The organism is Kribbella sp. NPDC023855 (assembly GCF_040639475.1).
Taxonomy (GTDB): domain Bacteria; phylum Actinomycetota; class Actinomycetes; order Propionibacteriales; family Kribbellaceae; genus Kribbella.
Map to the genome: position 1 here is coordinate 160,607 of NZ_JBFAAA010000005.1, position 24,326 is coordinate 184,932.

Annotated in this window: 23 protein-coding genes; 15 read left to right on the forward strand and 8 right to left on the reverse strand. The window is 68.4% G+C overall.

All coding sequences use genetic code 11. The features are described from left to right. Window positions 1-186: 186 nt before the first annotated feature. The gene (gene valS / locus AB0F51_RS19815; protein ID WP_360281842.1) at window positions 187-2,727 is read right to left on the reverse strand and encodes a valine--tRNA ligase; all 2,541 of its coding nucleotides are present in this window, start codon (window positions 2,725-2,727) and stop codon (window positions 187-189) included. Window positions 2,728-2,799: 72 nt separating this feature from the next. On the opposite strand from valS, the gene AB0F51_RS19820 reads away from it, so the two are divergent. From AB0F51_RS19820 to AB0F51_RS19860, 9 genes are all read left to right on the forward strand, one after another. Next, window positions 2,800-4,164: a folylpolyglutamate synthase/dihydrofolate synthase family protein gene (locus AB0F51_RS19820; protein ID WP_360281844.1), complete on the forward strand. Its 1,365-nt coding sequence runs from the start codon at window positions 2,800-2,802 to the stop codon at window positions 4,162-4,164. 2 nt (window positions 4,165-4,166) lie between these two features. After that, a complete protein-coding gene (locus AB0F51_RS19825) occupies window positions 4,167-4,493 on the forward strand; it encodes a DUF4233 domain-containing protein (protein ID WP_360282546.1) in 327 nt (108 codons plus the stop codon). Between the two features lie 57 nt (window positions 4,494-4,550). Further along, entirely contained in the window at window positions 4,551-4,961 is a 411-nt protein-coding gene (gene ndk, locus AB0F51_RS19830; protein ID WP_360281846.1) for a nucleoside-diphosphate kinase, read from the forward strand. A 167-nt stretch (window positions 4,962-5,128) separates the two neighbouring features. Continuing rightward, window positions 5,129-6,154: a rod shape-determining protein gene (locus AB0F51_RS19835; protein ID WP_360281848.1), complete on the forward strand. Its 1,026-nt coding sequence runs from the start codon at window positions 5,129-5,131 to the stop codon at window positions 6,152-6,154. A gap of 4 nt (window positions 6,155-6,158) precedes the next feature. Beyond that, window positions 6,159-7,085: a rod shape-determining protein MreC gene (mreC, locus tag AB0F51_RS19840; protein WP_360281850.1), complete on the forward strand. Its 927-nt coding sequence runs from the start codon at window positions 6,159-6,161 to the stop codon at window positions 7,083-7,085. Between the two features lie 135 nt (window positions 7,086-7,220). After that, window positions 7,221-7,754, forward strand: a complete 534-nt coding sequence (gene mreD, locus AB0F51_RS19845; RefSeq protein WP_360281852.1) for a rod shape-determining protein MreD — start codon at window positions 7,221-7,223, stop codon at window positions 7,752-7,754. After that, window positions 7,751-9,808, forward strand: coding sequence for a penicillin-binding protein 2 (gene mrdA, locus AB0F51_RS19850; RefSeq protein ID WP_360281854.1), 2,058 nt, complete (start codon window positions 7,751-7,753; stop codon window positions 9,806-9,808). Before mreD ends, mrdA begins: the two co-directional genes overlap by 4 nt. Then, complete coding sequence (gene rodA, locus AB0F51_RS19855; protein WP_360281856.1) at window positions 9,805-10,971, forward strand: rod shape-determining protein RodA; 1,167 nt, start codon at window positions 9,805-9,807, stop codon at window positions 10,969-10,971. The genes mrdA and rodA overlap by 4 nt, the downstream gene beginning before the upstream one ends. Before the next feature lie 48 nt (window positions 10,972-11,019). Continuing rightward, window positions 11,020-11,760 carry a hypothetical protein gene (locus AB0F51_RS19860; RefSeq protein WP_360281858.1) on the forward strand — a complete coding sequence of 247 codons (741 nt, stop codon included), beginning with the start codon at window positions 11,020-11,022 and terminating at the stop codon, window positions 11,758-11,760. Window positions 11,761-11,810: 50 nt separating this feature from the next. Here the strand turns inward: AB0F51_RS19860 and AB0F51_RS19865 are convergent, their stop codons facing one another. Then, a complete protein-coding gene (locus tag AB0F51_RS19865; RefSeq protein WP_360281860.1) occupies window positions 11,811-12,269 on the reverse strand; it encodes an Lrp/AsnC family transcriptional regulator in 459 nt (152 codons plus the stop codon). Window positions 12,270-12,348: 79 nt separating this feature from the next. On the opposite strand from AB0F51_RS19865, the gene AB0F51_RS19870 reads away from it, so the two are divergent. Continuing rightward, a complete protein-coding gene (locus AB0F51_RS19870; RefSeq protein WP_360281862.1) occupies window positions 12,349-12,759 on the forward strand; it encodes a DUF2000 domain-containing protein in 411 nt (136 codons plus the stop codon). Between the two features lie 96 nt (window positions 12,760-12,855). On the opposite strand, the gene AB0F51_RS19875 is transcribed toward AB0F51_RS19870, so the two are convergent. Continuing rightward, window positions 12,856-14,070, reverse strand: a complete 1,215-nt coding sequence (locus tag AB0F51_RS19875) for a lytic polysaccharide monooxygenase (protein ID WP_360281864.1) — start codon at window positions 14,068-14,070, stop codon at window positions 12,856-12,858. 156 nt (window positions 14,071-14,226) lie between these two features. Continuing rightward, window positions 14,227-15,192, reverse strand: coding sequence for an asparaginase (locus tag AB0F51_RS19880; RefSeq protein WP_360281866.1), 966 nt, complete (start codon window positions 15,190-15,192; stop codon window positions 14,227-14,229). Between the two features lie 76 nt (window positions 15,193-15,268). Here AB0F51_RS19880 and AB0F51_RS19885 point away from each other — a divergent pair, with 76 nt between their 5' ends. The 5 genes from AB0F51_RS19885 (at window position 15,269) to AB0F51_RS19905 (ending at window position 20,821) form a co-directional block, all read left to right on the forward strand. Next, complete coding sequence (locus AB0F51_RS19885; protein ID WP_360281868.1) at window positions 15,269-15,679, forward strand: tautomerase family protein; 411 nt, start codon at window positions 15,269-15,271, stop codon at window positions 15,677-15,679. A gap of 9 nt (window positions 15,680-15,688) precedes the next feature. Next, on the forward strand, window positions 15,689-16,447 hold the full coding sequence (gene pcaD / locus AB0F51_RS19890) for a 3-oxoadipate enol-lactonase (protein ID WP_360281870.1): 759 nt from the start codon (window positions 15,689-15,691) through the stop codon (window positions 16,445-16,447). 34 nt (window positions 16,448-16,481) lie between these two features. Continuing rightward, on the forward strand, window positions 16,482-17,081 hold the full coding sequence (locus AB0F51_RS19895) for a hypothetical protein (protein WP_360281872.1): 600 nt from the start codon (window positions 16,482-16,484) through the stop codon (window positions 17,079-17,081). 79 nt (window positions 17,082-17,160) lie between these two features. After that, a complete protein-coding gene (locus AB0F51_RS19900) occupies window positions 17,161-18,786 on the forward strand; it encodes a P-loop NTPase fold protein (protein ID WP_360281874.1) in 1,626 nt (541 codons plus the stop codon). 103 nt (window positions 18,787-18,889) lie between these two features. Then, window positions 18,890-20,821, forward strand: a complete 1,932-nt coding sequence (locus AB0F51_RS19905) for a TIGR03960 family B12-binding radical SAM protein (protein WP_360281876.1) — start codon at window positions 18,890-18,892, stop codon at window positions 20,819-20,821. 1 nt (window position 20,822) lies between these two features. Here the strand turns inward: AB0F51_RS19905 and AB0F51_RS19910 are convergent, their stop codons facing one another. From AB0F51_RS19910 to AB0F51_RS19925, 4 genes are all read right to left on the reverse strand, one after another. Beyond that, on the reverse strand, window positions 20,823-21,269 hold the full coding sequence (locus AB0F51_RS19910; protein WP_360281878.1) for a hypothetical protein: 447 nt from the start codon (window positions 21,267-21,269) through the stop codon (window positions 20,823-20,825). 81 nt (window positions 21,270-21,350) lie between these two features. Continuing rightward, window positions 21,351-22,733 carry an HAD-IA family hydrolase gene (locus AB0F51_RS19915; RefSeq protein WP_360281880.1) on the reverse strand — a complete coding sequence of 461 codons (1,383 nt, stop codon included), beginning with the start codon at window positions 22,731-22,733 and terminating at the stop codon, window positions 21,351-21,353. Window positions 22,734-22,738: 5 nt separating this feature from the next. Then, window positions 22,739-24,058: a M20/M25/M40 family metallo-hydrolase gene (locus tag AB0F51_RS19920; protein ID WP_360281882.1), complete on the reverse strand. Its 1,320-nt coding sequence runs from the start codon at window positions 24,056-24,058 to the stop codon at window positions 22,739-22,741. 1 nt (window position 24,059) lies between these two features. After that, window positions 24,060-24,293 carry a hypothetical protein gene (locus AB0F51_RS19925; protein WP_360281884.1) on the reverse strand — a complete coding sequence of 78 codons (234 nt, stop codon included), beginning with the start codon at window positions 24,291-24,293 and terminating at the stop codon, window positions 24,060-24,062. Window positions 24,294-24,326 lie beyond the last annotated feature (33 nt).

Genomic DNA, 24,326 nt, shown 5'->3' on the forward strand with positions numbered 1-24,326 from the left:
TACGCCGATCGTTTCATATCAGGACAAGGTGATGCCGCAGGGTAGTCGGTCCGGTGAAAGCAGTAGCGCCCGCCTCCGGGGAAGCGGGCGCCACCAACTACGTGAACTCGGACCACCACCCGGCTCCAACTCCGCGATGTCCCCCAGGGAACGGTGCAGGGCTGAGTCAGGCGTGGGGCGGGCGGCTCAGAGGGTTGCGATGACTGAGACTGCGTCCGAGTCGTCGGGGCTCCAGAGGATTTCGCCGGTGATGCGGCCGGCGGCTCGGAGGTCGACCTCGGCTTGCTCCGCCAGGGTCAGTCGCGCCGCAGGTCCGCTGACCTCGGCCTTGGAGACCTCGGTCTTCATCGACACCTGCGCGGTCGACTTGGCGCCCCGGATACCCGCGAGCACCTCCGCGACAGCATCGAGGACCGCCGGGTCCTGCTCAGCAGCAGCGACATCAACCGATGCGACCGGCCAGGACGTCTGGTGGATCGAGCCTTCCTGCCACCACGACCAGACCTCTTCGGTCGCGAACGGCAGGTACGGCGCGAGCAGCCGCAACTGAACCGACAACGCGACAGCCAGCGCCGCCTTCGCCGAGGTGGCGCCCGCCTCACCGTGCCCGCCGTACGCGCGCTCCTTGACCAGCTCGACGTAGTCGTCGCAGAAGGTCCAGAAGAACCGCTCGGTGACCTCGAGCGCGCCGGTGTAGTCGTACCGCTCGAAGGCAGCGGTGGCGTCGTCGATCACCTTGCGCAACTGAGCCAGCATCGCCAGGTCGACCGGCTCGGTGACGGCGCCGGCGTCCACCGAGGTGGCACCGAAGCCGAGCACGAACTTCGACGCGTTCAGGACCTTGATCGCCAGCCGGCGGCCGACCTTCATCTGCGACTCGTCGAACGGCGAGTCCAGCCCCGGCCGGGCCATCGCGGCCCGCCAGCGGACGGCGTCCGAGCCGAACTTGTTCAGGATGTCGTCGGGCAGCGCGGCGTTGCCCTTGGACTTGCTGAACTTCTTCCGGTCCGGGTCGACGACGAAACCGGAGATCATCGAGCGCTTCCACGGCAGCGTGCCGTTCTCGAACTGCGCGCGGACCACCCGGGAGAACAGCCAGGTCCGGATGATGTCGTGCGCATGCGTGTTCAGGTCCATCGGGAAGGTCCGGGCGAACAGGTCCGGGTCGCGCTCCCAGCCGCAGACGATCTGCGGGGTCAGGGACGAGGTGGCCCAGGTGTCCATCACGTCCGGGTCGGCCTGGAAGCCGCCGGGCTTGCCGCGCTGCGACTCGTCGAAGCCGGCCGGGGCCTGCGAGGTCGGGTCGATCGGCAGGTCCTCCTCGCGCGGCATCAGCGGGTGGTCGTAGTCCGGCTCGCCGTCCTGGCCGATCGGGTACCAGACCGGGAACGGGACGCCGAAGAAGCGCTGGCGGGAGATCAGCCAGTCACCGTTCAGGCCTTCGACCCAGTTCTGGTAGCGGTGCCGCATGTGCTCCGGCACCCACTCCTCGCGCTGACCGAGCTCGACGAACTCGGCCCGCAGGTCCTCGCTGCGGCCGCCGTTGGCGATGTACCACTGCCGGGTGGAGACGATCTCCAGCGGCTTGTCGCCCTTCTCGAAGAAGTTCGCCATCCGCTGGGTCGGCTTCGGCTCGCCGTCCAGGTCGCCGCTCTCGCGCAGCTTGGCAACGACCAGCTCACGCGCGCTGAAGACCGTCTTGCCGGCCAGCTCGGCGTAGAGCTCCGAGCCCTCGAGCCATTCCGGAGTGTCGCGCAGCAGCCGGCCGTCGCGGCCGATCACCGTGCGGACCGGCAGCTGCAGCTCACGCCACCACTGAACGTCGGTGAGGTCACCGAAGGTGCAGCACATCGCGATGCCCGCGCCCTTGTCGGGCTCGGCGGCCTCGTGCGCGAGGACCGGCACCTCGATCCCGAACAGCGGCGAGCGGACCGTAGTACCGAAGAGGTCTTTGTAGCGGTCGTCGGACGGGTGCGCGATCAGCGCGACGCAGGCCGGGATCAGCTCGGGCCGGGTGGTCTCGATGTAGATCGGGCCGTCGGCGCCGTGGAAGGCGATCTTGTGGAAGGCGCCCGCGTACTCCCGGGCCTCCAGCTCGGCCTGAGCAACCGCGGTCTGGAAGGTGACGTCCCACAGCGTCGGAGCCTCGGACAGGTAGGCCTCGCCGCGGGCGTAGTTGCGCAGGAAGGCGCGCTGGGACGTACGCCGGGACTCGTCCGAGATCGTCGTGTAGAGGTAGCTCCAGTCGACGCTGAGGCCGACCTGGCGCCACATCCGCTCGAACGCCTGCTCGTCGATGTGGGTCAGCTCACCGCACAGCTCGACGAAGTTCTGCCGGCTGACCGGGATCTGCTTCTTCGGGTCCGGCTTCTCCGGCGGCGTGAAATCCGGGTCATAGGGCAGCGTCGGGTCGCACCGGACGCCGTAGTAGTTCTGCACCCGGCGCTCGGTCGGCAGGCCGTTGTCGTCCCAGCCGATCGGGTAGAACACCTTCTTGCCGCGCATCCGCTGGAAGCGCGCGATCAGGTCGGTGTGGGTGTAGCTGAAGATGTGCCCGACGTGCAGCTTGCCCGACACGGTCGGCGGCGGGGTGTCGATCGAGTAGACGTCCGCGCGCTCGGCGGTACGGTCGAACGCGTAGGTCTGCTGTTCCTTCCATACCGCAGCCCACTTCTCCTCGAGGCCTTCGAGGGTGGGCTTGTCAGGAACACGGGACGTCTCGGTCATACGGCAATCCTAGTGGTTGTCAAGGGGTGCTTCCGACCGGTTATCCACACCCCCTCCTAGACTGAAGCCCTGATGAGTGACCTCTCGTACGCCGAAGTGTCGGCGAAGCTCCAGGCCCGTTGGCCGGAGAACAAGATCGATCCCACCCTGGACCGGGTCCGGCGGCTGGTCGAGCTGCTCGGCGACCCGCAGAAGACCTACCCGGTGGTGCACCTGACCGGGACCAACGGCAAAACCTCCACCGCGCGGATGGTCGACGCGCTGCTGCAGGAGGCCGGGTTGCGGACCGGGCGGTTCACCAGCCCGCACCTGGAGACCGTCCGCGAGCGGATCACGCTCAACGGCGAGCCGATCGACGAGCAGCGGTTCGTCGAGGTCTACACCGAGATCGAGCCGTACGTGAACGTGGTCGACTCCGAGAACGAGCACCCGCTGTCGTTCTTCGAGGTGATCACCGCGATGGCCTTCGCCGCCTTCGCGGACGCGCCGGTCGACGTCGCGGTCATCGAGGTCGGCCTGGGCGGCACCTGGGACTCCACCAACGTCGCCGACGGCACCGTCTCGGTGATCACCCCGATTGCCGTCGACCACGCGCACATCCTGGGCGCGGATCCGGTCACGATCGCCGGTGACAAGTCCGGAATCATCAAGCCCGGCGGTACTGCGGTGCTGTCGCAGCAGAGCCCCGAGGTCGCCGAGGTGCTCCTGCGCCGAGCCGCCCAGGTCGGTGCCCAGGTCGCCCGTGAGGGCCTCGAGTTCGGCGTGGTCAGCCGCTCGGTCGCGGTCGGCGGCCAGCTGGTCTCGTTCCAGGGACTCGGCGGCGAGTACGACGACATCTTCCTGCCGCTGCACGGTGAGTACCAGGCCCACAACGCGGCCACCGCGTTGGCGGCCGTCGAGGCGCTGCTCGGCGCCAGCGCGCAGAACATCGGCCAGCGGATGACCCGCGAACTGGTCGAAGCCGGTTTCGCCGAGATCACCAGCCCCGGCCGGATGGAGGTCGTGCGAACCAGCCCGACGGTCATCGTCGACGCGGCCCACAACCCGCACGGTGCCGAGGCGACCGCTGCCACTGTCACCGAGGCGTTCGCCTTCAACCCGCTGATTGGCGTCCTGGGCTGCATGAAGGACAAGGACGTGTACGGCGTACTGGAGGCCTACGAGCCGATCATGGAGACCGTGGTCTGCACCCGGAACTCCTTCACCGAGCGGTCGATGCCGGCCGAGGAGCTGGGCGAGCTCGCGGCCGAGATCTTCGGCGAGGACCGGGTGCTGGTCCGGCCGAAGCTGCTGGACGCGATCGACGACGCGATCCGGCTGGCCGAGGAGAACGCGCTCGCGATGGGTACCGGCGGCGTCCTGATCACCGGCTCGGTGATCACCGCGGGCGAGGCCCGCACGCTGCTGGTCCGCAAGCCGGCCGGGGAGCAGCGGTGAGAATGCTCGGCGGGATCGTGCTCGGTTTCGAGTTCCTGATCCTCGCTCTGGTCACACCGGTGATGATCTCCGTCGCCGACGTCGAGCCCAGTACTGCGCTCCCGCTGTGCCTGGGGCTCGCGGTCCTGGCCCTGATCGCTGCGGGCCTGCTGCGCAACCAGGTCGGCGTGATCCTCGGCTCGGTCATCCAGGTGGCCGCGATCGGACTCGGCTTCGTCGTACCGGCCATGTTCGTGCTCGGGGTGGCCTTCGCCGGGTTCTGGGTGGCCGCGATCGTGCTCGGCCGCAGGATCGATGAGGCCAAGGCCGCCCAGGCCTCTGCCGGCTGACCGCACTAGGCTCGGCGGCAGCAGACCGCCTTGAACAGCATCGGAGAGAGAACAGACATGTCGCAGCGCACCCTCGTCCTGCTCAAGCCCGACACGGTACGCCGTGGCCTGGTCGGGGAGGTTCTCGGCCGGTTCGAGGCCAAGGGCCTGACCATCGTCGCGATGGACCTGCGCACGATCGACGGCGACCTGGCCGACCAGCACTACGCCGAGCACGTCGAGCGGGACTTCTACCCGCCGCTGCGCGAGTTCGTCACCAGCGGCCCGCTGGTCGCGCTGGTGCTTGAGGGCGACGAGGCGGTCGAGGTCGTCCGCGGCCTGAACGGCGCCACCGACGGCCGGAAGGCAGCTCCCGGCACGATCCGCGGCGACCTGTCCCTGTCCAACCGGGAGAACCTCGTCCACGGCTCCGACTCCCCGGAATCCGCCGAGCGCGAGATCAAGATCTGGTTCCCCGACCTGCCGTAGTACCGCCCGGCCTGCCGTAGTACTGGCGGTGGGGCCGGCTGGAAGCGAGCGGTGAAAGGACCGATACGATGCGTCGTGGGCGGACGGGTCGTGTCGGTCCCCGGGTGGCGATGGGTCCGCGCTTAGCCTGAGATTCCCGGGACTCGAGCAGCGGGAGGGCGTCCGAGATGGCGAACAGCATGCTCGGCCGCGACATGGCGGTCGACCTCGGCACGGCCAACACACTGGTCTACGTGCGCGGCCGCGGTGTGGTCCTGAACGAGCCGTCGGTGGTGGCGATCCGGACCGACGAGCCGCGGGAGGCGGTGGCGTTCGGGGCCGAGGCGAAGAAGATGATCGGCCGGACGCCGGGCAACATCACCGCGATCCGGCCGCTCAAGGACGGCGTGATCGCCGACTTCGACGCCGCCGAGCAGATGCTGCGCTACTTCATCCAGCGGGTGCACCGGCGCCGGTACTTCGCCAAGCCGCGGATCGTGGTCTGCGTACCGTCGGGCATCACCGCGGTGGAGCAGCGGGCGGTCCGCGACGCCGGGTACATGGCCGGCGCGCGCAAGGTCTACATCATCGAGGAGCCGATGGCCGCCGCGCTCGGCTCGAACCTCGAGGTCCGGGACGCGACCGGCAACATGGTGGTCGACATCGGTGGTGGCACCACCGAGGTGGCGGTGATCTCGTTCGGCGGGATCGTCACCAGCCAGTCGATCCGGGTGGCCGGTGACGCGATCGACAAGGCGGTGGTGAACTACTGCAAGAAGGAGTACTCGCTGATGCTCGGCGAGGCCACCTCCGAGCAGATCAAGATGACCATCGGCTCGGCCTTCCCGAGCTCGGACGGGCCGGACTCCGAGATCCGCGGCCGGGACATGATCTCCGGGTTGCCGCGGACGGTGAAGGTCTCCTCGGCCAGCATCCGGCAGGCGATCGAGGAGCCGATCACCGCGATCGTCGACGCGGTCAAGGCCACCCTGGACAAGACCCCGCCCGAACTGGCCGGCGACATCGTCGACAGGGGCATCGTGCTGACCGGCGGCGGCGCGCTGCTGAAGGGCATGGACGAGCGGCTGCGGCACGAGACCGGCATCCCGATCCACGTCGCCGAGAACCCGCTGGACGCCGTCGTACTCGGCGCCGGCAAGTGCGTCGACAACATCGAGACGCTGAACCGCATCCTCGTCACCGACCGCCGCTGACCCCATGCTGAAAGATCTCGGTACGCCGGCGCGGGGGCTGGTGCGTTCGGCCGGGCTGCCCCGCGAGATCCGCCGTCGGCGGACCGTCCTGGTGCTGGTCATCCTGGCCTCGTTCACGCTGATCGTGCTGGACGCGCGACGCTCGGCCGGCTCACCGGTCGAGCCGCTGCGGCATGCGGCGGCGGTGGTTTTCGGCCCGCTGGAGTCGACCGCGACCAGCGCCCGGCAGCCTGTGGACAACCTGCGGGACCGGTTCGCCGAAATGGATAGATTGAAAGCAGAGAACGAAAAACTCAAAGCTGACAACGAGAAACTCGTGAGTGAGCTGAGGACGACGGACTACGCGCGCAACCGGGCCATCGAGCTGGACCGGCTGCTGAAGGTGGCACCGAAGTACACGGTGACCCCGGCGCGGGTGATCGGGCTGGGCAGTGCGCAGAGCTTCAACCACACAGTGACCATCGATGCCGGCACGGCGGACGGGGTGCGACCGGACATGACAGTACTGAACGGCGACGGGCTGGTGGGCCGCGTCGTGCGGACCACCGAGGCCACCGCCACGGTGCTGCTGATCGGCGACCGGAACTCCACCGTCGGTGGCCGGCTGAACGCCACGATGGCGCTCGGCTTCGTCTCCGGGCGGGGCGAGATCGGCTCGTCGGCGGCGCTCGACTACAAGCTGGTGGACCTGAAGGCGCGGCCGCGGGTGGGCGACCGGATCGTCACCTGGGGCTCCAGCGGCAACGCGCCGTACGTGCCGGGTGTGCCGATCGGCACGGTCACCTCGGTGACCGCGGTCCGGGGCGCGCTCGGTTCGACCGCGCTGGTGAAGCCGTTCGTCGACCCGAGCCGGCTCGATCTGGTAGGGATCGTCACCGGCCCACCCGCGCGGGCACCACGCACCACGGTCCCGCCGGATGGTGCGCGATGACCGGCTCCGGGCCGGCGGAGAGCCGGGCGGCCAGGGGATCCCGGACTCCGTCCCCGCGTAGCTGGTCAGCAGCAGCGGGATCAGCACGATCGGGTCTTCCAGCGTCCGGGGCGCGATGGGCGGAGGGACGCTGAGATGCCGGCTGTTCGGATTGCGCTGGCGACTCTGTTCCTGATCGTCGCGGTCACCGTGCAGACCTCGCTGCTGCCGCACATCGCGGTCGCCGGGGTGAGTTGCGACCTGGTGATGATTGTGGTCGTCGCGCTCGCGCTCTCCCGGGGTGCGGAGTGGGGAGCGATCGCCGGCTTCCTGGGCGGCCTGATGCTCGACGTGGTGCCGCCCGCCGATCACACGGCCGGCCGGTGGGCGCTCGCACTCGCTCTGTCCGGGTACGTCGCGGGTCTGGTCCGTCGCGAGACGTCGGCTGCCCCGGTGGGCCCGCTCGCGGTCGCGCTGACCGTAGTACTGGGTGCGGCGCTGTCTTTGACTGTGTACTCCGCGACTGGGTCTCTGCTGCACGATCCTGCCGTCGACTGGGGTGAGTTCGGGGTCCGGCTCGGCATCGCCGCCGGGTACGACGTGGTCGCCGCGATCGTGGTGATCCCGTTGGTGATGTGGGTGCTGGGACGCGTCGTACCGGCGCGGGAGCGGCGGCGGGTGCTGTCATGAGTTTCGACAGCTTCAACCCGGCGCCGCTGAAGCCGCGGTTGCGCCTGTTCGTGATCCAGGTGCTCGTCTTCTCGCTGATGTTCACCTTGCTCGCGCGGCTCTGGTACATGCAGGTGATGTCGTCCGACGACTATTCCCAGGCCGCCACGCAGAACCACACCCGCCAGGTGCTCGTCCCGGCGCCCCGCGGCACGATCGTTGATGCGGCCGGGCGGACGCTGGTCGGCAACCGGGTGTCGCTGGTCATCACCGTGGACCGCTCCGTGCTCGCGAAGCTGTCGGACGGTGAGCAACAGGCAGTGCTGGCCAGGCTGGCGAAGGTGCTGGGCCAGAAGCCGAAGGACCTGGCCGCGCGGACGATGCTCTGTGGCGAGCCCGGTGCCTCCAAACCGCCGGCCTGCTGGAACGGTACGCCGTACCAGCCGATCCCGGTCGCGAAGGATGTCAGCGAGCAGGTCGCGATCGAGGTGATGGAGCGCCGCGAGGACTTCCCCGGGGTGGCGGCCGAGTCGCAGACCCTGCGCGCCTACCCGGCGCCGTTCAAGATGAACGCCGCGCACATCCTCGGCTATCTCTCGCCGATCACCACCGGCGAGCTGGACGATCTCGACAAAGCCGGGCAGGACTCGGTGCCACACCGCTCGGACCTGGTCGGCCGGGCCGGTGTCGAGCGCACATACGACCAGTTGCTGCGCGGGACGCCGGGCGTCAAGAGCGTCATCGTCGACGCGGTCGGTTACACCACCGGCATCGAGAAGCAGACCGCGCCGGTGCCGGGCTCGACGCTGATGACCAGCATCGACGCCCGCATCCAGGCCTCGGTGGAGGCCGAGCTGCGCGGCGCGATCATGACGGCGCGCAAGCAGTACGACAAGATCACCAAGAAGAAGTACGTCGCCGACTCCGGCGCGGCCGTGGTGATGGACACCAAGACCGGCCAGATCGTCGCGATGGCCAGCTACCCGAGCTACGACCCGGGTGTCTGGGTCGGCGGCATCTCGCAACGCGAGCTCGACGCGCTCTACTCGACCAAGGCCGGGACCCCGCTGGTCTCCCGCGCGCTGCAGGGTCAGCTGGCGCCCGCTTCGACCTTCAAGCCGATCACCACCGCGGCCGCGCTGGCCAACGGGTACGGACCGAAGACCCGGCTGGACTGTTCGTCGTACTTCGAGGTCGGCGACCGCCGGTTCAAGAACTACGAGTCGTCCTCGTACGGGATGATCGGCTTCGACCAGGCCCTCGCGCTGTCCTGCGACACCTTCTTCTACCGGATCGCCTATGCCCTGTGGCTGAAGGCGGGTGGCAACTCCGGCGACCTCGACGCGACCGACCCGCTGGTCCGGATGGCGCAGAGCTTCGGCCTCGGCAAGCCGACCGGTATCGACCTGCCCGGCGAGGTGTCCGGCCGGATCGCCGACCGGAAGTGGAAGAAGGAGTACTACGACGCGCAGAAGGACTACTACTGCAAGCTCGCCGAGAACCCGCCGGCCGGCACCTCGCCGTTCCTGAAGCAGTTCTCCCGCGAGTTCTGCGTCGACGGCTACCGCTACCGCGCCGGTGACGCGGTCAACTTCTCCATCGGTCAGGGCGACACCACTGTCACGCCGTTGCAGATCGCAACGGTCTACGCGGCGCTCGCGAACGGCGGCAAGCTCTGGGAGCCGCGGGTGGCGAAGGCGTGGATCGGCCCCAACGGCAAGGTCCGGCCGGTCCCATCGAAGCTCGCCTCCAGGCTCCCGGTGCCGGCCTCGACGCTGCGCCTCATCGACAGGTCGCTGGCACAGACGGCCAAAACCGGTACGGCGGCCTGGAAGTTCACCGGCTTCCCGCTCGACCAGGTGCCGATCCGGGCCAAGACCGGGACGGCCGAGGTCTACGGCAAGCAGACCACCTCCTGGATGGCCACCTACACGGACCGCTACTCGGTCGTGATGATGATCAGCCAAGCCGGTACAGGTTCGGGCGCCTCCGGTACTGCGGTCCGCCACATCTACGAGACGCTCTACAACATCAAGCCGCCGGTGGTTCCGCCCGCCAAGAAGGCCACGCGATGAGTCTGCTCACGCCGATCCGGCAGTCCCGGCCCCGAGCCGATCGGCGCTCCGCGCTCTGGCAGGTCGACTGGGTGCTGGTCATCGGAGTGCTGGCCCTCTCGGCCATCGGCGCACTGCTGATCTGGTCAGCCACGCACCAGCGCACCTCACTGACCGACGGCAACCAGTACGCGTTCTTGGTCCGGCACGCGCTCAACTTCGCGATCGGGCTGGTCCTCGCCGTGCTCGCCGCGGTCACCGACCACCGCCGCGTCCGCATCCTCGCCCCAGTCCTGTACGCCGCGTCGGTGGTCGGGCTGATCCTCGTCCTGGTGCCGGGGGTGGGCGCGTCGATCAACGGTTCACGGTCCTGGATCCAGCTGCCGTGGATGTCGATCCAGCCCAGTGAGTTCGCCAAGCTCGCGGTGATCGTCGGGATGGCCCTGCTGATCGCGGAGAAGGGCGAGACGAATCATCGCGAGGCGCGAACGATCGACATCGCGCAGGCCATCGCGGTCGCCGCGATCCCGGTGATGCTGGTGATGCTGCAACCCGACCTGGGCACAGTGATGGTGCTCGGCTCGATCGTCTTCGGGATCATCGCGGTGTCCGGCGTACCGAAGCGGTGGCTGCTCGGCATCGTCACGGCGGCGACCGTGATCGCGGTGCTCGCGATCCAGTTCAACGTGCTGAAGAAGTACCAGCTGGCCCGGTTCACGGCCTTCGCCGATCCGTCCCAGGACCCGCAGGGCATCGGCTACAACGTGAACCAGGCCCGGATCGCGATCGGCAACGGCGGCGTCTTCGGGCAAGGCCTGTTCCACGGCTCACAGACCCAGAACGCGTTCGTCCCCGAGCAGCACACCGACTTCGTCTTCACCGTCGCGGGGGAGGAGCTCGGCCTGATCGGGGCCGGGGCGATCATCTGCCTGTTCGTCCTGATCCTGTGGCGCGGGCTGCGGATCGCGGTCAACGCCCGGGACGCGTTCGGCCGGCTGATCGCCACCGGCGTGGTCTGCTGGTTCGCCTTCCAGGCCTTCGAGAACATCGGGATGACGCTCGGCATCATGCCGGTCACCGGCCTGCCGCTGCCGTTCGTCTCCTACGGCGGCTCGTCGATGTTCGCCGGCCTGCTCGCGGTCGGACTGCTGCAGAACATCCACCTGCGATCGCATCAGGTGTAAGGGGTACGCTTCAGCTTCCCTGCGCCCCTCGACGGTTCTGGATGGGTCATGAAGCTCGCGTCATCGTTCCCGTTCGTCCTTGCTGCCGCCGTCTCGCTGACGCTGACCGCCTGCGGCGGGGACAGTCCCGGCAGTTCAGCCAGTCCCTCGTCGACACCGTCGGTGATCGCGACGCCTGCTGACAGTACGCCGACCGAAACGCCGACCGAGACCGGACCGGTCAAGCGCACGAAGACCGAACTGACCAAGGCGCTGCTCAACCTGAAGGACCTGCCGAGCGGCTTCTCCACCGAGACCGACGGCCACACCTTGGCGTTCTCGGCGCCGACGAGCAAGTGCAAGACGCTGGTGAAGCACCTGAACGCCGACGAGGCTCAGGACTCCAAGGCCAGTGCGAACAGCTCTTTCACGGCCGGCCAGGAAGGCCCGTACCTCGACTTCCGCCTCGACTCGATGAACACCTCGAAGGCCGTCGGCAAGCTGCTGACGTCGTACCGGGAAGCCGTTGCCTCGTGCAAGAAGGTGACGCTGCGCTTCAACGGTCAGGGCTCCACCTCGATGGACGTGGTCGAGCTCCAGGCCCCGGAGTTCGGTGACACCCCGTTCGCCTTCAAGCTGACCGGGGTCAGCGGACCGAAGAAGGGCCTCGAGTTCGCCACCGCGGTCAGCGGCATCGGCGACGTCGCCCTCACGGTCGCCATCCTGGCGGGCCAGCCGGGCGAACTCGACAGCGCCACCGAAGCAGCCGTCGAGAAGGCCCGCATCGTCCTGGAAAAGCCCGCCGGCTGAACCCGCGCCTGCCGGGTACCGCGGCCGGCGGGGTCAGAACCGTGGCGCGGTCAGCGGGGTGGGAGGGGTAGGACTGTGGTGCGGCGGTGGTGTTCGAAGACTACTGAGCTGCGGATGTCGGCGATCTCCTGGCGTTTGGCCAAGCCGAGGACGAAGTCGCGCAGTGCCTGGGTGTCGCGGACCGCGACGTGAGCCAGGAAGTCCGAGCCGCCGGAGACCATGAACATCGCCAGCGTCTCCGGCAGGCCCTGGACGTACGACTGGAACGTGGTCGCCACCGCCATCGCCTGCGGCCGGAGCTTGATCGAGATGATCGCCTGGGTGGAGCGGTCGATCGCGGCCAGGTCCACCTCGGCGTGGAACCCGCTGATCACGCCGCGCTCGCGGAGACCACGGACGCGTTCCAGGCAGGTGGACGGCGCGATCCCGAGTTCGGCCGCCATTTCGCGGTTGGTGCGGCGAGCGTCGTTCTGGAGCATCCGCAGGAGCGCCGTATCAAGTTCGTCCATGCGGCCCAGTTTGGCAGATCTGCCGAACATCGTTCGGTTCGAAAGCCTTCAGCCCGTCCAGGCGGCTAGCGTTCTCGCTGTGGAGGCGAACAAGGTAGTTGTCATCATTGATATGGACGCACCCGCCGGAGTGGCGGTCAACGCGGCAGCTCTGGTCGGGGTCGGACTCGGCGCGGAGCTCCCGGACATGGTCGGCGAGGACTCGCGGGACGGCTCGGGCTATGCACATCCCGGAATCTGCATCCACCCGATCCCGGTGCTGAAGGCGGATGCAGCGCGACTGGTCGAACTCCGCGAGGCCGCGGCAGCCCGCGAAGGCGTCGTGGTCCACGACATCAACCAGGTCGCCCGGATGTCGCGGACCTACGCGGAGTACCTGGCCACGATGAGCGGCACCAAAGCCGAAGACCTCGTCTACACAGCCCTTGCCATCCACGGCCCCCGCCAAACAGTCGACTCCCTAACCGGCGCCTTGGCGCTTTACCGCTAGGCGATCAGTCGCCCGGCCAGCTCGACCGCCTCGGCGCCGTTCGCAATCCGTCCGATCCGTTGGAGCGGATCGGACGGATCATGGGCGACTGCGGGATCACCGTGGGGCGTGTGAGTGGTTGCTTCCGTGGTGGTTCGAGTGGTTGTGCTGGAGATCTTCGAAGGCCTGGAAGGTTGCCAGGATTCGCATCAGGACGCCGTCGCCTTGATCGGTCTGGGTCGGCGCCGCCTTGGCTGGTGCCGGGGCCGGCGCCGATTTGGCTGGTGTCGCGGGCTGGCAGGCGACCAGGTCGGTTGGTGGTGGATTCGTGCCGGTGTGCGAGCCGTTGAAACCGAACGTCACCGACTCGCCCGGCCGGATGACCGAGTTCCAGGAGGCATTGGAGGCGATCGCCCCGGTAGCGCCGTTGTTCACCACAGTGGCGTCCCACCCTTCGCCCACCACTCGTTGACCACTTGGCCAGGTCCACCGCACGGTCCAGCCATTGACCGCGTTCTGGCCGGTGTTGGTCACCCGCACGCTGGCCGTGAAGCCGTTGTTCCACTGGCTTGGCGTGGAGTAGGACACCGAACAGGTGGTTGGCGGTGGGGGAGTCGTCGGCGTCGGCGTCGGTGTAGGCGTGGGCTCGCCCGGATCGGTGGTCAGGTTGACGTCCGCGCACTGGTAGAACGCCTCGGGACTGTCGCTGCGCTGCCAGATGGAGTAGATGATGTGGCGGCCGGTCTTGTTCGCCGGCAGCGTGGCCGGCCAGGTCCATTCCGGACCGTACGGGCCATTGCCGTTCAGAGGCGGGTTGGTCACCTGGTTCCACGGCGCTGGTTCCAGGTCCGACCAGCGCAGAGGCTGGTTGACGTCCCAGCCGTCCCGGGTGATGTACTGCGTCCACGTGCCCGGATGTGGCGCCCACGCGTTGTAGCGGATATTGATCGTCGCACCGGGCCGGATGGTGGTGGTCGGCCAGTCCGATCGCGCTGCCCGGAACTTGGCGAACCGCGCATCGGGCCCGCACAGGTTGCCGTCCGGGATGATCTCGCGGTGCCGGCCGCCGGCGTTGCTGATCAGGTTGCCGAACCAGTTCCAGAACGGATAGTGGTCGCCGGTGTTCCACGCGTCCGCACACGCCGGGTTGGTCGGTTTGAGGTCGCCGCCGTTGCCGCCTTCCTTGCCGTCGACGTAGCACAGGTAGGTCCGGCTGCCGGGAAAGGTAAAGGCACCATGGGCGTGGGCTACCGGTGCCGGCAGCGCCACCAGAAGCGCGCCGGTGACGCCGGCGAGTGCGCACGCCAGCGCAGTGTTTCGGAAGAGCCTCACGTCAATCCCTCCTCGATGGCCCACCTTTGGCACGGGCAAGCGCCGCGGGCGGGCAGCCTGGTTGGCGTCCCGGATCGGGAGCGCTCCCAAGTGACGGTAGTGGCGCCGCCGCGGGGTGGGTAGGGACTTAAACGTTTCCGGGACCTGACAAAAGCGCTAGATCGTCGGGCGGATCTCGCCCACGGAACGGCCGCCGCCGAGGACTGGCAACTCGATCAGCGCCCTGGCGGGCGTGACGTCGACGCCGCATTTCTGCAGGAGGGTGAGGGCCAGCGCGGTGGTGGCTCGCGGGTTGCCGTCGATGACCTTCACCGCGACAGCGTGGCCGTCCGGAGTGGCCATCGCGATCACGCCTTCCGCGCCGCCCTTGGCGACGACACCGGGGAGCAGCCGCATGACCTCGCTGTTCTGATGTCCGTTGCCACCAACGAGTTCTGGGTGCTCGCGCATGGCACGAGCCACCCGGCCGGCCGCAGTACCGGCTGGTGCTGTGGCGAGGCGGCCGAAGGCGTGTGCGAGGCCGGACAACGGCATGCCGAGCAGGGCAGCGCCGCAGCCGTCGACGGTCACGATGCCGGTCGAGGCCTCGGTCAGCCGCTCCACGGCTGCCGCGATCGTCCTCTGGACTGCGGAGTCGGCGTCGAGATACCGGGCCGGGTCGTGGCCTTGGGCAACAGTTGCCTTGAGCATCGCGGCGTGCTTGCCCGAGCAGTTCATCCGGACCCTTTGCGGTTCGATGCCCTCGGCAATCAAGCGGAAGCGGGTCGGCTCGTCCTCCGGTCGGTCCGGCGGGCACCGCAGAGCATCGCGCTCGAGCCCGGCCGACGCGAGGATCCGGTCCACCAGCGCGACATGCCGATCCTCACCGGTATGACTCCCGGCAGCGATCGCGGCCTGCTCGGCGTCGAGCTCGGCGCCGGACTCGATACATCCCACCGCCTGCAACGGCTTGGCGGTCGACCGCGGCAGTACGACGGCATCCACCTCGCCCGCCGCGAACAGCTGCTTGCCATCCGGATCCAGCGCCACCGCCAACCCGAAATGCCGACTCTCAACGAACCCGCTCCGCACCACTTCCGCCAGTTCGGCCACCGCGGCCGGCCCGGGTACGCCGTCCATCATCAAGCAACTCCTCAACTCGGTAGTGCAGGACTGCGCATACTAGTAGGTACAAACCACCGCAGAGGAGAACCCAAGGATGCCGTTCGTCCGCATTGACGCAATGAACTCGGCCACCACGCCTGACCAGCTGGACGCGCTGGGCCGAGCCGTCCGCGACGCGATGGTCGAAACCATCGGCATCCCGCCGGACGACTGGTTCCAGGTCCTGACCGGCCATGACGGCACCACCAGCACGCTTCGCTACGACGACTACTTCGGCATCCCTCGCGACGACGGCATCGTGTTCATCGCGATCACGATGCGCGCGGGCCGCACGCCCGCGCAGAAACAGGCCCTGTACCGGCGTACGGCGGAGCTCGCGCAGGAGTACGCCGGCACCGAGCCGCGGAACGTGTTCATCACCGTGACGGAGAACCAGTCGGCCGACTGGTCGCTCGGTCACGGACTCGCGCAGTACGTCGCCCCGTCGGAGGGCGATGCTTCGTAAGGTGGGGGCATGCGACTCAACTATGAGACCACCGGGCCCGAGGATGCGCCCGTGCTGCTGCTCGGCTCGTCACTCGGTACGACGCACGCGATGTGGGCACCGCAGCTAGAAACGCTGGCGCAGCGGTTCCGGGTGATCGCGTTCGACCATCGCGGCCACGGCGACTCGGAGGCGCCGGACGGGCCGTACACGATCGACGATCTCGGCGGGGACGTCGTCGAGCTGCTCAACGAACTGCTGGTGGAGCGGGCGTCGTACGCCGGGATCTCGATCGGCGGCGCCGTCGGGCTGTGGCTGGCCGAGAACGCACCGGACCGGTTCCACCGCTTCGCGCTGCTGTGCCCGCCGGCGTACCCGGCTGCGGGGGCGCAGATGTGGACCGACCGGGCTGCGCAGGTGCGTGCCGAGGGCACCAAGGCGATCACCGAGCCGACACTTAGCCGCTGGTTCCTCCCCGAGTACGCCGATGCGCATGCCGCGGAGGTCGACGTCCTCCGTCAGCAGTTGCTCGCCACCTCGGACGAGGGCTACGCGTCCTGCTGCGAAGCCCTCGGAGCCATGGATCTCCGTCCTGCGCTGGGAGACATCACCGCCCCCGTCCTCCTCGTGACAACCGACTCAGACCAGTCGGTCCCACCCGAAACCGTGGTCGAACTCTCCGCCCAGATCCCCGGCGCCCACCTCGAATTCATCGAAGGCGCCGCCCACCTAGTCACCTACTCCCACCCCGACCTCGTCAACCACCTCCTCCTGTCCCACCTCACCTGACCAATCACCGCTAACCTGCACGGGGGAGGGGTGCATGGCCACACAGCAGCAACAGGTGTCGGTGGTTGTCGAGGGGCGTCAGCTAGACCTCGTCCTCGGCGACCTCTTCGAAAGCGACGCGGCTTTCCTGGTGGTGCCCTGCAACACGGCGGGTCGCTCGTCGCCCGGGTTCACCCGGAGTCTGGCCGAGCGCGGGATCGACGCGTCGACCACTCGCATGGAGCCTGGCGGGGCCATGCTGATCAGGACGAGTGCTGACGGGGCGCAGGGCGTGATGCTCGCAGCAGTGGTGACGTCGCCGGAGTCTGCCGAACAAGACGTACGGACTGCCGCGCGCAGGGTTGGCGACATCACGGGCAGCGGCGTATCCGTCGCGTTCCCGCTCCTCGGCACCGGCCCCACCGACCAGCTGAGGCCGGAGGTCTCGCTGACAGCGATAGCCACTGGCTACGGCGACCGCCCTGGCCCACTCAGCGTTCACGTTCTCGACCGCGACGTCTTCGAGAGCCTGATCGACTTCGTCGGCAAGCGAGCCGGCAAGCAAGCCGGCACGCGCGCCCAACGCGCGTCGACCCGACCCGTCGTCTCCCTCCTCGAAACGCACCTCGGCCGCCGATCCCAGCTCCTCCGCTGAGCCCGCCTCCTCGGCCGATACCAGCGACGTCGCCCAGGCGGGCTCTTCTGGGGGTGCTGATGGGATCAAGCAGCAGGCGGTGCCTACTCATACGGATGGGCCGGCTTACTTCGATGAGTTGGGGCGGGAGGGGTTTGCGCGGGTGTTGGCGCAGCGGATTTGGGATGCTCGCAAGGAAGAGACCAGGAACAGCCGCCGTGCTCGCGATTCGCGATCTCCGCGGGGTGGCGCGTTCATCCTCCACCTGCACGCGCCCTGGGGCGCCGGTAAGACGTCCGTCCTCAACTTCCTCGCCGCCGACCTGCGCCGGTCCAGTGAAGAGGAGAAGGGCTGCGTCGTGGTCGAGTTCAACGCCTGGCGGCACCAGCGCATCGTGCCGCCCTGGTGGTGGCTGATGACCACTCTGTACTCCGGTGCGGTCCGTGAGCTCTGGCGAGACGACAAGCCGCGCGCCGCCTGGCTGTGGTTTCGCGAGCGGCTGTGGCGCTCGAAGGCGGGCTGGCCCGGCTATCTGGCGCTGCTGCTCGTCGCGGGAGGCGTCGTCTGGGCCTGGCAGGCAGGCTGGTTCGGTGCCGTCGGCAAGGAAAACCTGTTCTCGCCGGACACGGCCAAGGGCTACCTCGCGGCCGCGGCCGCCATCGTCACGCCAGTGCTCACCATCTGGGGTCTGCTGCACGCGATGGGCCGCTGGGTCTTCACGACGTCCGCGCGGGGCGCCAGACGATTCATGGCGAACACCAGCGATCCGATGCGGACCGTGCAGGATCACGTCGACCACCTGACCAGGTGGATCGGCCACGACGTCGTGGTGATGATCGACGATCTGGATCGCTGCAAGGGCCCGTACGTCGTGGAGTTGCTGGAGGGCATCCAGACGCTGTTCCGCGACGTACCGGTGACGTACGTGATCGCCGCCGATCGCGACTGGCTGGCGGACAGTTACGCGGCGGAGTACTCGGGGTTCGTCAGCGCGGGTGGGGATGCGGGCCGGCCGGTCGGCTACCTGTTCCTGGAGAAGACCTTCCAGATCTCGACCGGCCTGCCGCGCTCGGGGGCCTCGATCACCACGTACTGGAACCGATTGCTGCACTCGTCGAGCGTGCCGGACGCGGAAGCGCTGAAGAAGGCGCGCGCCGACAGCAGCCGGGCGCTCCAGGGTAAGTCGGGGAAGGCGCTCCGCGACGAGGTGATCGCTAAGCCGGGCAACACGCCCGCCGAGCAACAGGCACGGTTGGAGACGGTCGCGGTCGAGATGGTGAGCGAACGCGCACAGCAACAGCTCAGTCACACACTGGAACCGTTCAGCGATCTACTCGGGCGCGACCCGAATCCGCGCGCGATGAAACGTCTGGTGAACGCCTACGGCATTGCGCGCGGCATCGAAATCCTGCACAGGGTGAACCTGACGGTTGAACACCTGCACGAGCAGGAAACCGCTCTCTGGACCATCCTGATGCTGCGCTGGCCCAAACTCGCCGGCCACCTCGGCCGCTACCCCGAACACCTCCAGTACGTCGGTACTACGGCCCCGCCCGCCACCACGCCAACGGACCCCGCGGCCGCCACGCCGAACGAGGTGCCTGCCGCCATCCCTGCCGAGCTGCGCCCCCTCTTCGCCGACCCCGAAGTCGTCGCCGTGGTACGGGGTGAGGGCGTCGATGCGACTCTCACCGCCGAGTTCCTGGAGAAGTCACCCCTGCGCTGAGCGCCAGGTGAGCGGCCGGGTGAGCGGCTCCGATGCGGGCGCTCGCGGTCAGCGGCGTTAGGCTGGTGGGCGGACAGGTATGCGTCGAGTGGGAAGTTCTGTGATGACTGTTGAATCGTTGTTTCCGCGGCTGGAAGCGCTGCTGCCGACTGTGCAGAAGCCGATCCAGTATGTGGGCGGTGAGCTCAACTCGGTCAGCAAGGACTGGGACTCGGTGAGCGTGCGCTGGGCGCTGATGTACCCGGACGCCTACGAGGTCGCCCTGCCCAACCAGGGCGTGCAGATCCTGTACGAGGTGCTGAACGAGCGCGAGCACACCCTGGCGGAGCGGACCTACTCGGTCTGGCCGGACATGGAGAAGGTCATGCGGGAGCACCAGATCCCGCAGTTCACCCTGGACAGCCACCGGCCGGTGCGGGCGTTCGACGTCTTCGGGCTGTCGTTCTCCACCGAGCTCGGTTACACCAACATGCTGACCGCGCTCGACCTGGCCGGCATCCCGCTGTACGCCGTCGACCGCACCGACGAGGACCCGATCGTGCTGGCCGGCGGCCACGCCGCGTTCAACCCTGAACCGATCGCGGACTTCATCGACGCGGCCGTGCTCGGTGACGGCGAGGAGATCGTGCTGGCCATCTCCGAGCTGATCCGGGAGTGGAAGGACGAGGGCAGCCCGGGCGGCCGCGACGGGGTGCTGCACCGGCTCGCCTCCACCGGCGGGGTCTACATCCCCAAGTTCTTCACCGTCGACTACCTCGACGACGGCCGGATCAAGCGGGTCGCGCCGAACCGGCCCGGCGTACCGTGGCGGACCGCCAAGCACACCGTGATGGACCTGGACGCCTGGCCGTACCCGAAGAAGCCGCTGGTGCCGCTGGCCGAGACCGTGCACGAGCGGTACTCCGTGGAGATCTTCCGCGGCTGCACCCGGGGCTGCCGGTTCTGCCAGGCCGGGATGATCACCCGGCCGGTCCGGGAGCGCAGCATCACCACGATCGGCGACATGGTCGAGAACGGGCTGAAGCAGTCCGGGTTCGAGGAGGTCGGGCTGCTCAGCCTGTCCTCGGCCGACCACAGCGAGATCGCCGAGGTCGCGAAGGGTCTCGGCGACCGGTACGAGGGCAGCAACGTCTCACTGTCGTTGCCTTCGACAAGGGTCGACGCGTTCAACATCACGCTGGCCAACGAGTTCTCCCGCAACGGCCGGCGCAGCGGTCTGACCTTCGCCCCGGAGGGCGGGTCGGACCGGATGCGCAAGGTGATCAACAAGATGGTCAGCGAGGAGGACCTGATCCGCACCGTCGCCGCGGCGTACAGCCATGGCTGGCGGCAGGTGAAGCTGTACTTCATGTGCGGTCTGCCGACCGAGACCGACGAGGACGTGCTGGCGATCGCGGACCTGGCCAAGCGGGTGATCGCGACCGGCCGCGAGGTGTCCGGCCGCAACGACATCCGGTGCACGGTGTCGATCGGCGGGTTCGTGCCGAAGCCGCACACCCCGTTCCAGTGGGCCTCGCAGCTCGGCGTCGAGGAGACCGACGCCCGGCTGGCCAAGCTGAACGCGGCGATCCGGTCGGACAAGAAGTACGCGAAGGCGATCGGTTTCCGGTACCACGACGGCAAGCCGGGCATCATCGAAGGCCTGCTGTCCCGCGGCGACCGCCGGGTCGGCCGGATCATCGAGCAGGTCTGGCGCGACGGCGGCCGTTTCGACGGCTGGAGCGAGCACTTCTCCTACGAGCGCTGGATCGCCTCCGCCGAGAAGGCGCTGGCTGACGAGCCGGTCGACCTCGACTGGTACACGACGCGCGAGCGCGAGTACGCCGAGGTGCTGCCGTGGGACCACCTGGATTCGGGGCTGGACCGCGAGTGGCTGTGGGAGGACTGGCAGGACGCGCTCGAGGAGGACGGCGCGATCGAGGTCGAGGACTGCCGCTGGACGCCGTGCTTCGACTGCGGTGTCTGCCCGCAGATGGGGACCGAGATCCAGATCGGCCCGACCGGCAAGAAGCTGCTCCCGCTCTCGGTGGTCTGAGTCAGGACGGCGACTCGCCGTTGACGTGGTCGCGGCGCCTCAGCAGGCGCCGGGCCGCGACATGGTTGTTGTCGGCGGCCATCCGGTACCACGGTTCCGCGGCATCGATTCCATCGCGTTCCTCGACCAGGCAGGCCAGTTCCCACATCGAGTCGACGTCACCGCGGTCGATCGCGAGCAGCAGCAGGCGTTCGGCCTCGTTGTGGTCGTCGGCGTCCTTCGCGATCAGCGCGAGGGCCAGCAACCCGCGGGGGTCGCCCGCCTCGGCGGCCGCGCGGGCGGCTTCCGGCGTACGGAAATCGCGGCGGCGGGAGCGGAACCAGCTCCAGATCGGGGTCAGCACGCAGAGCACCCACAGTCCCAGCCCGACCTCGAGCATCGCCGAGTTGTCGGTGAGCACCCCGGCCAGACTGAATCCGGCCGCGGCAGCGAACACGAACAGTGTCATCGCAGGATCCTCTCCCCAGGCCCGCGCCGCCCCCCAGCGGTCCCACTTCAGCTCACCGTAACCGACTCGTGGCCTTCAGGCCTATGGTTGAGGCGCAGCCGGAGGCGAAAGCGCCAGCAGAGCGTCGCTGAGCGGGAGCTGCTCAGCGCTGCTCAGAACCAGGTCGGCCGCGCGGACCGCAGCCGGCTCGACGTACGGGTTGGGGATCGCCACGGTGGCCATACCGGCCGCGGCCGCGGCAGCGATGCCATGCGCGGTGTCCTCGACCGCGACGGTCGCAGTACCGGGGAGTCCCAGGCGCTCCAAAGCGAGCAGGTAGACCGCTGGATCAGGCTTGTGCATCGCCACCTCGTCGCCGGTCACGACGAGGTCGAACAGCTCGAGAGCCTGCACCCGCTCCAGGTGGCCGACCACCCACGAGCGCTCGGAACTACTCGCGATGGCGACCTTCATCCCCAGGTCACGGGCCTCGTGCAACCATTCGCGGATCCCCGGCCGGAAGTCCATCGACTCGTGCAGCCGCTCGCGGTGCGCCGTCCGCCGCGCATGGCTGGCGTCGCGATCGAAGCCCGGCACCAGCGCCGCGAGCTGCCCGTAGCGGAGTTCCTTGGTGTCACCGCCGTGTCCGGGCCAGAAATCGTCCTCCAGATCGAGCTCGAGACCGTGATACTCCCACTCGGCCCGCCAGCTCTCCACCAAGGTCGTCTCGGTGTCCATCAGCAGGCCGTCGAAATCGAAGACCACCGCCTCGATCGGCACGTCGACCAAACGCGTCGCCAGCCGGTGGATCTCGAGGGACGTCAGACCGCAAGCGGTCAGGTAGCCCCGGACTCCGCCGTACTGCGTATCGAGGTACTCCAGCGAGTCGAGGATGGTCTCGGGCAAGGTCCGGCAGATCCGCTCCGCAGCGGCGCGTTCCTCGGCCGGAAGTGCGGCCAGCCGTGCGAGAACCCCCAACCGCTGCTCACTGATCGCGTAATCAGCCGCGATCTCCTCCCGCGGCACGCCGACCAGTTCGAGCAGCAGCGCGACGAGCAGGCCGGTCCGATCCTTGCCTGCTCGACAGTGCACCACGACCGGCCGCTCATCCGGTGCGTCCACGATCGCGCGCAGAGCCTGCACGATCTGACCCTTGTTGCGATCGAGGCTGCCGCGATAGATGTCGGTCATCAACGGTTCGTCGGCCGGCACCCGGTCCTTGTCCCGGACCGGGTCGATCCACGGAATCCGCCGGTACGCCGGTGCGTCATGCAGCGGATGTGGTCGCTCCAGCTCCGAGTCGGAGCGCAGGTCCAGGACCAACCCGGCGTCGAGTCCGGCCAACGTGGCCAGCCCGTCGGCATCCAGTTGGTCGGGGGAGTCGGTCCGGATCATCGTGCCCGGCCGCGTCACCCCGCCGTACCGGGTCCGGAAACCGCCGAGCTCACGGGTGTTCAGGCAACCACTCCACTCCAAATCCCTCACCCTGCTTAGCCTATGACACCCCCGAGCGACTCGTAGTCGTGCCAGCTGCTGCCGTCCCAGTACTTGTGGTGCAAAGCCGAATCGGTGCCGATGACAAAGATGTCGAGACGGCCGGGACCCCAGGAAACCGCCGAGCCTGCCGGTTGGGGACGAGCAGGCGCGTTGAGGGATCTCAGCCAGCCGGCCAGTGCTGCAGCGTTCATGCGCAGGATCTCCGCCGCCAACGGCCAGTCGAGGAACTCGAGTTTGTCCTCGGCCGAGTGGATGTGTCCGTTCGCGCTGTCGGCGCCTTCGATCGTGAGCACCGCCGGCATTCCTGCGTTGATGAACGGCACGTGGTCGCTGGCGAAGGGATGCAGCGAGGTCTCCACCTTCAGACCTGTGTACGTCGCGGCCGCCGCGGCGAGGTCGTCGAGCTGCCCCGAGGACACCGGGGCGCCTTCCAGCAGCACGGTCGGAACGGGTGTGTTCTTCGCAGCGATCATGTCCATGTTGAGCACCGCGTGAATCCGCGCCCGCTCGGAAGCCGGCAGCGCGGCGACGTACTGCTTGCTTCCGAACAAGCCCTGTTCCTCGCCACCAAAGAGGATCAGCCGTACGTCGTGTTGCCACTGCCGGCTCGCGATCAGCCGACCGAGTTCCAGTACTCCGGCCGCGCCGCTCGCGTTGTCGTCAGCACCAGGTGCATTGCCGCCGGCACCGCCGGCGAGGTTGATCGAGTCGAGGTGCGCGGTGATCACCACGAGCCCACGCGCACCCGGACCGCTGCCCGGACGGTCGCCGATCAGGTTCTCCGACCGGCCGGCGCCGACGGTGATCGGCATCCGGGTGACGTGGTAGCCGAGGGCAACCATCCGGGCTGCGGCGAAGTCCACCGCGGTGGTGAACGACGGGCTGAGCGAATGCCGCGTCGGCAGACTCGCGAACCAGGTCAGATCAGCCTGGTACGACGCCGGCGCCAGCTCGCCGAGCAGCTGGCTGACCGCGGGATCGGCACGCCGGGCAACCCGCGCCGGTACGTCGACGACGGTGGAGCCGGGCTTGAGGGCCTCCACTCGCCAGCAGTGGTTCGAACACCGCCGTGGTTTGTCAGCAGCCGAGATCACGAGATGCCGGCCGTGATCGAGCAGCGGTGTGACGTCTGGGTACTCGTCCTGGAAGCTCCGCCCGACCTGCGTCACCAGCAGCAGGCCGGGCGCCGTCCGGGACGCGCGCCCTAGCTTCTGGTCGGCGGGTCCCCACAAGATCGTCTTGTCTCCACAACGCGCCGACCTGGCGCCGTCACCGGCATCCACGGTCGGCACCACCAAGTACCGAACGGACATCTCATCCCTCCCACCGAATCTCCAACCGATCCGCCGCCACCGAGACGATCGACGCGGTAGGGCCGGAACCGCTACTGATCTGACCGCCCGCGGACCACCGCCCGGCACCGGCGGCCTCCGGCGCATCGCCGCGGCCGATCAGCCAGCCGGTGAACGTGCCGTCGGCGTGGAACTCCACTCCCCGCCGGCCACGAGCCGGAGGGAAAGCGAAGTCGTCCCGGCGGTAGACGGTCACCCCGTCGTGGTCCTCCTCGAAGGAGTGCGACCA

Bases quoted from the DNA above. Each gene is read 5' to 3' on its own strand.
- valS (WP_360281842.1), bottom strand. From the start codon at position 2,727: ATGACCGAGACGTCCCGTGTTCCTGACAAGCCCACCCTCGAAGGCCTC.
- AB0F51_RS19820 (WP_360281844.1), top strand. From the start codon at position 2,800: ATGAGTGACCTCTCGTACGCCGAAGTGTCGGCGAAGCTCCAGGCCCGT.
- AB0F51_RS19825 (WP_360282546.1), top strand. From the start codon at position 4,167: ATGCTCGGCGGGATCGTGCTCGGTTTCGAGTTCCTGATCCTCGCTCTG.
- ndk (WP_360281846.1), top strand. From the start codon at position 4,551: ATGTCGCAGCGCACCCTCGTCCTGCTCAAGCCCGACACGGTACGCCGT.
- AB0F51_RS19835 (WP_360281848.1), top strand. From the start codon at position 5,129: ATGGCGAACAGCATGCTCGGCCGCGACATGGCGGTCGACCTCGGCACG.
- mreC (WP_360281850.1), top strand. From the start codon at position 6,159: ATGCTGAAAGATCTCGGTACGCCGGCGCGGGGGCTGGTGCGTTCGGCC.
- mreD (WP_360281852.1), top strand. From the start codon at position 7,221: ATGCCGGCTGTTCGGATTGCGCTGGCGACTCTGTTCCTGATCGTCGCG.
- mrdA (WP_360281854.1), top strand. From the start codon at position 7,751: ATGAGTTTCGACAGCTTCAACCCGGCGCCGCTGAAGCCGCGGTTGCGC.
- rodA (WP_360281856.1), top strand. From the start codon at position 9,805: ATGAGTCTGCTCACGCCGATCCGGCAGTCCCGGCCCCGAGCCGATCGG.
- AB0F51_RS19860 (WP_360281858.1), top strand. From the start codon at position 11,020: ATGAAGCTCGCGTCATCGTTCCCGTTCGTCCTTGCTGCCGCCGTCTCG.
- AB0F51_RS19865 (WP_360281860.1), bottom strand. From the start codon at position 12,269: ATGGACGAACTTGATACGGCGCTCCTGCGGATGCTCCAGAACGACGCT.
- AB0F51_RS19880 (WP_360281866.1), bottom strand. From the start codon at position 15,192: ATGATGGACGGCGTACCCGGGCCGGCCGCGGTGGCCGAACTGGCGGAA.
- AB0F51_RS19885 (WP_360281868.1), top strand. From the start codon at position 15,269: ATGCCGTTCGTCCGCATTGACGCAATGAACTCGGCCACCACGCCTGAC.
- pcaD (WP_360281870.1), top strand. From the start codon at position 15,689: ATGCGACTCAACTATGAGACCACCGGGCCCGAGGATGCGCCCGTGCTG.
- AB0F51_RS19895 (WP_360281872.1), top strand. From the start codon at position 16,482: ATGGCCACACAGCAGCAACAGGTGTCGGTGGTTGTCGAGGGGCGTCAG.
- AB0F51_RS19905 (WP_360281876.1), top strand. From the start codon at position 18,890: ATGACTGTTGAATCGTTGTTTCCGCGGCTGGAAGCGCTGCTGCCGACT.
- AB0F51_RS19910 (WP_360281878.1), bottom strand. From the start codon at position 21,269: ATGACACTGTTCGTGTTCGCTGCCGCGGCCGGATTCAGTCTGGCCGGG.
- AB0F51_RS19920 (WP_360281882.1), bottom strand. From the start codon at position 24,058: ATGTCCGTTCGGTACTTGGTGGTGCCGACCGTGGATGCCGGTGACGGC.